The organism is Acidovorax cavernicola (assembly GCF_003581445.1).
This window is the reverse complement of the sequence record NZ_QXMN01000096.1, coordinates 1-4,049: the sequence shown is the minus strand read 5'-3', so window position 1 is coordinate 4,049 and position 4,049 is coordinate 1. Positions and strand designations below refer to the sequence as shown.

Sequence of the window (4,049 nt, the reverse complement as noted above, 5' to 3'; positions counted from 1 at the left end):
ACCTCGCCCTGGGGCGGTGTCGGGCTGAACCTGAACCTCAACCGGGTCAGCGACAACGACTACTGGCGCGACTTCACGCGCGCCAACAACCGCCTGCTCAATTCGCGCCTGCTGTCGAGCGACGCCAGCTTGAACTGGGGCGGCCAGGACACGTCGCTGACGCTGCGCACTCTCCAGTGGCAGACCCTGCAGGACGCGTCCTCGCCGATCACGCCGCCCTATGACCGCATGCCGCAGCTGCTATGGCGCTATACGCCGCTGAACCTGGGCCATGGCCTGGACCTGACGGTCGAGGCGGACACCACGCGTTTCGAGGCCGACCCGCTGCTGACCCGCCAGACCAACGCCCAGCGCAGTTATCTGTCGGCCGAAATCAGCCGTCCGGTTCTGTGGCCGGGCGCGTTCTTCACGCCCAAGCTCAAGCTGCACGCGACCCAGTACCAGTTCGACGATCCGCTGAGCAACGGCATGACGTCGGCCGGGCGCACGCTGCCCACGCTGAGCCTGGACAGCGGCCTGGTGTTCGAGCGCGAAACGCAGCTGTTCGGGCGCAGCCTGCTGCAGACGCTCGAGCCGCGCGCCTTCTACACTTACGCCGTACCGCAGCCAGAACATGCTGCCGGTGTACGACACCGCGCTCAACGATTTCAACCTGGCGACGATCTACAGCGACAACAACTACAGCGGACACGACCGCCTCGCCGACAACAACCTGCTGACGCTGGGCCTGACCACGCGCTTCATCGATGCCAACACCGGCGCCGAGTCCGCGCGGTTCGGCGTGGCCCAGCGCGTGCGCTTTTCCGACCAGCGCGTGACCCTGCCCGGCGAAGTGCCCGCGACCGACCGGCTGTCCGACATCCTGTTCGGTGCCTCGATCAACTGGACGCCCCAGTGGGCGCTCGACGCGGCCGTGCAATACAACCGCGAGACCGGCCATTCCGAGCGCACCACCGTCGGCGCGCGCTACAGCCCGGGCAACTACCGCACCATCAGCGCGGCCTACCGCCTGCTGCGCGGCACCAGCGAGCAGGTCGACGTGGGCTGGCAATGGCCCATTCGTAACCCTTGGGCGACCGAGGACAAAGGCCGCAACGGCGGGCGCTGGTACTCTGTCGGCCGGTTGAACTACAGTTTGCAGGATCGCAAGCTCGTCGATACCGTGGTGGGCTTCGAATACGACAGCTGCTGCTGGGTCGGCCGGGTGGTGCTCGAACGCCTGCAAAGCAGCGTGACGACCTCGAATACCCGGCTGCTGTTCCAGGTCGAGTTCGTCGGCTTCTCGCGGCTGAGCCTGGGCTCCAACCCGTTGCAGAGCTTGAAGGACAATATCCCTCGCTACCAGGCCTTGCGTCAGACCACCACGACGCCCAGCCGATTCAGCAATTACGATTAAACAAAGCACAGCTCCATGCGTCTTTCTTCCCTGACCCCTCGCACCTTTGCCATGGGCCTCGTGTGCCTGGCCTCTTTTGCCGCCGTGGGCGTGCAGGCCCAGGGCCTGCGCCTGTCCGGCGCACCGGCCGCATCCCTGTCGAAGGCGCTGGACGGCAGCGCCCGCGCCGTGCCCGGCAATACCGGCGTGCGCTCGGCCGATTTCATCGTGGCGGTGGTCAATTCCGAGCCGGTGACCAACACCGAAGTGCGTGACCGCATGGCGCGCGTGGCCCAGTCGATTTCCGGCCAGGGCGGACAGCTTCCGCCCGAGAACGTGCTGATGCGCGAAGTGCTCGAGCGGCTGATCCTCGAGAAGGCCCAGCAGCAAAGCGCGCGCGAACAAGGCCTCAAGGTGGACGACTACGCAGTCGACCAGGCCGCGCAGAACGTCGCCCGCCAGAACAGTCTGTCGCTCGAACAGATGATGTCGCGGCTTGCAGCGGACGGCATCAGTGCCACGCGTTTCCGCGAGGAATTGCGCAACCAGCTGCTGCTGCAGCGCCTGCGCGAGCGTGAAGTCGATGGCCGGGTGCGCGTCAGCGAACTCGACATCGACCAGTACCTGAAGGAACAGCGCACCAGCGGAGATACCTCCAACATGACGCTGAACCTGGGCCATGTGTTCATCGCCGTGCCCGAAAACGCGTCGCCCGCCGTGGTCGCCGAGCGCGAGGCACGCGCCCGCGAAGCGCTCGAGAAGCTGCGCGCCGGCCAGGACTTCGCGGCCGTGGTGCGCGAGTATTCGAACGCGCCTGAAGCCAAGGAAGGCGGCGTGCTGGGCCTGCGCCCCGCGGACCGCTACCCTGAGCTGTTCACGCGCGCCGTCGCGTCGTCGCCCAAGAACACCGTGGTCGGACCCGTGCGCTCGGGCGCGGGCTTCCACCTGCTCAAGGTGATCGACCGCTCGCAGCAGGGCATGGCCACCGTGGTCACGCAGAACCATGCGCGGCACATTCTGCTGCGCCCTTCGGAGCAGCTCAACGAAGGCCAGGCGGCCGAACGTCTGGCCGATTACCGCCGCCGCGTGCAGGCGGGCCAGGCGCGCTTCGAAGACCTGGCGCGCGAATACTCCCAGGACGGCAGCGCCAAGGCAGGCGGTGACCTGGGTTGGGCCGGTCCGGGCGCCTATGTGCCCGAATTCGAGGAAGTGCTGAACCAGCTCCAGCCGGGCGAAGTCAGCGCTCCCGTGGTGTCGCGGTTCGGCGTGCACCTGATCCAGCTGATGGAGCGCCGCCAGGCGACGCTGACGCCGCGCGAGCAGCGCGACATGCTGCGCAATGTCGTGCGCGAGCAGAAGCTGGACAAGGCCTATGCCACCTGGATCCAGGAAGTCCGTGGGCGTGCCTATGTGGAATACCGCGATCCTCCGCAATAAGCGTCAGCCCCTCTAAGGTTTTTGGTTTGAAACACATTCCCCGCAAACGCTTTGGTCAGAATTTCCTGACCGATGGCGGCATCATCGATTCCATTGTCGACGCGATCGACCCCAAAGCCGGCGATCCCATGGTGGAGATCGGCCCCGGCCTGATGGCCCTGACGCAGCCGCTGGTCGAGCGCGTCGGCCGCCTCACCGTGATCGAGCTCGACCGCGACCTGGCATTCCGCCTGCGCCTGCACCAGCAGCTCGAGGTGATCGAGTCCGATGTGCTCAAGGTCGATTTCGCCGCCGTGGCGCAGCAGTTGCAGACGCAGCAGCTGCGCGTGGTCGGCAACCTGCCCTACAACATCTCCACGCCCATCCTGTTCCATCTGCTCGAGTATGTGGACGTGATCCAGGACCAGCATTTCATGCTGCAAAAGGAAGTCATAGACCGCATGGTGGGCGCGCCCTCGACCGCGGCCTATGGCCGGCTGTCGGTGCTGCTGCAATGGCGCTATGCGATGCAGGAAGTGCTGTTCGTGCCGCCCGAGAGCTTCGACCCGCCGCCCAAGGTCAACAGCGCCGTGGTGCGCATGGTGCCGCGCGCCGCGCCCGCACCCGTGGACAAGCGCCTGCTCGAAGAGATGGTGCAGGTGGCGTTCAGCCAGCGCCGCAAGCTGCTGCGCCATACGCTGGGCCGCTGGCTCGAAACCAAGGCCTATGCGGGCGATTTCGACGTCAAGCGCCGGGCCGAGGAAGTGTCGGTCGACGAATATGTGGCGCTGGCCGCGGAGGTCGGAGCGGCCGGTTGAGTTGCGCTCGCCGGATAACGCACAAAAGCCCCGTGAGGGGCTTTTTTACTTTGGCACGACGGTCAGAGAAACGAGTAGAAGCAGCGGAACGAGACCTTGCGCTCGGCCCAGTAATCGGCCGCATCGCGGAAGCTGTCGAGCAGTTGCTCGCGCACTTCCTTGTCGAACTTGGTGGTCGTCGGGATCTGGTCGAGCACCAGAATGAAGCCCGGTTGCGGCCCGGCCTTGTGCAGCGGGTCGGTCAGGCAGTCATAGAGGGCATCGAAATTCTTGCCGAAGTGGGCCGGAAAGATGAACTGGGTGGCGATCAGGTCCAGCACGTCCTGCTTGGTTTGGGCGTGGGCCAGATTGGCGTACAGGAAGTGGTTGCCCAGAACCCTGGCGGCATCCTGCAGGTCCTGCACGCGATAGGCGCGGATGGACTGCACGATGTTCTGGCG

General features: G+C 65.8%; 3 protein-coding genes and 1 pseudogene. 3 read left to right on the top strand and 1 reads right to left on the bottom strand.

What is annotated here, in order from left to right; translation table 11 throughout:
• The first annotated feature begins 24 nt into the window (after positions 1 to 24).
• From D3H34_RS30925 to rsmA, 3 genes and pseudogenes are all read left to right on the top strand, one after another.
• Positions 25 to 1,396 (top strand): annotated as a pseudogene (locus tag D3H34_RS30925) (LPS-assembly protein LptD).
• Between the two features lie 15 nt (positions 1,397 to 1,411).
• Positions 1,412 to 2,812 carry a peptidylprolyl isomerase gene (locus D3H34_RS30920; RefSeq protein ID WP_205736840.1) on the top strand — a complete coding sequence of 467 codons (1,401 nt, stop codon included), beginning with the start codon at positions 1,412 to 1,414 and terminating at the stop codon, positions 2,810 to 2,812.
• Between the two features lie 26 nt (positions 2,813 to 2,838).
• A complete protein-coding gene (gene rsmA / locus D3H34_RS30915) occupies positions 2,839 to 3,609 on the top strand; it encodes a 16S rRNA (adenine(1518)-N(6)/adenine(1519)-N(6))-dimethyltransferase RsmA (RefSeq protein WP_119558660.1) in 771 nt (256 codons plus the stop codon).
• 62 nt (positions 3,610 to 3,671) lie between these two features.
• Here the strand turns inward: rsmA and D3H34_RS30910 are convergent.
• On the bottom strand, positions 3,672 to 4,049 hold a 378-nt coding region (locus tag D3H34_RS30910; protein ID WP_119558659.1), incomplete at its 5' end, for a barstar family protein.

What these genes read in the sequence shown, in the direction of transcription:
- D3H34_RS30920 (WP_205736840.1), top strand. Translation starts at nt 1,412, where the DNA reads ATGCGTCTTTCTTCCCTGACCCCTCGCACCTTTGCCATGGGCCTCGTG.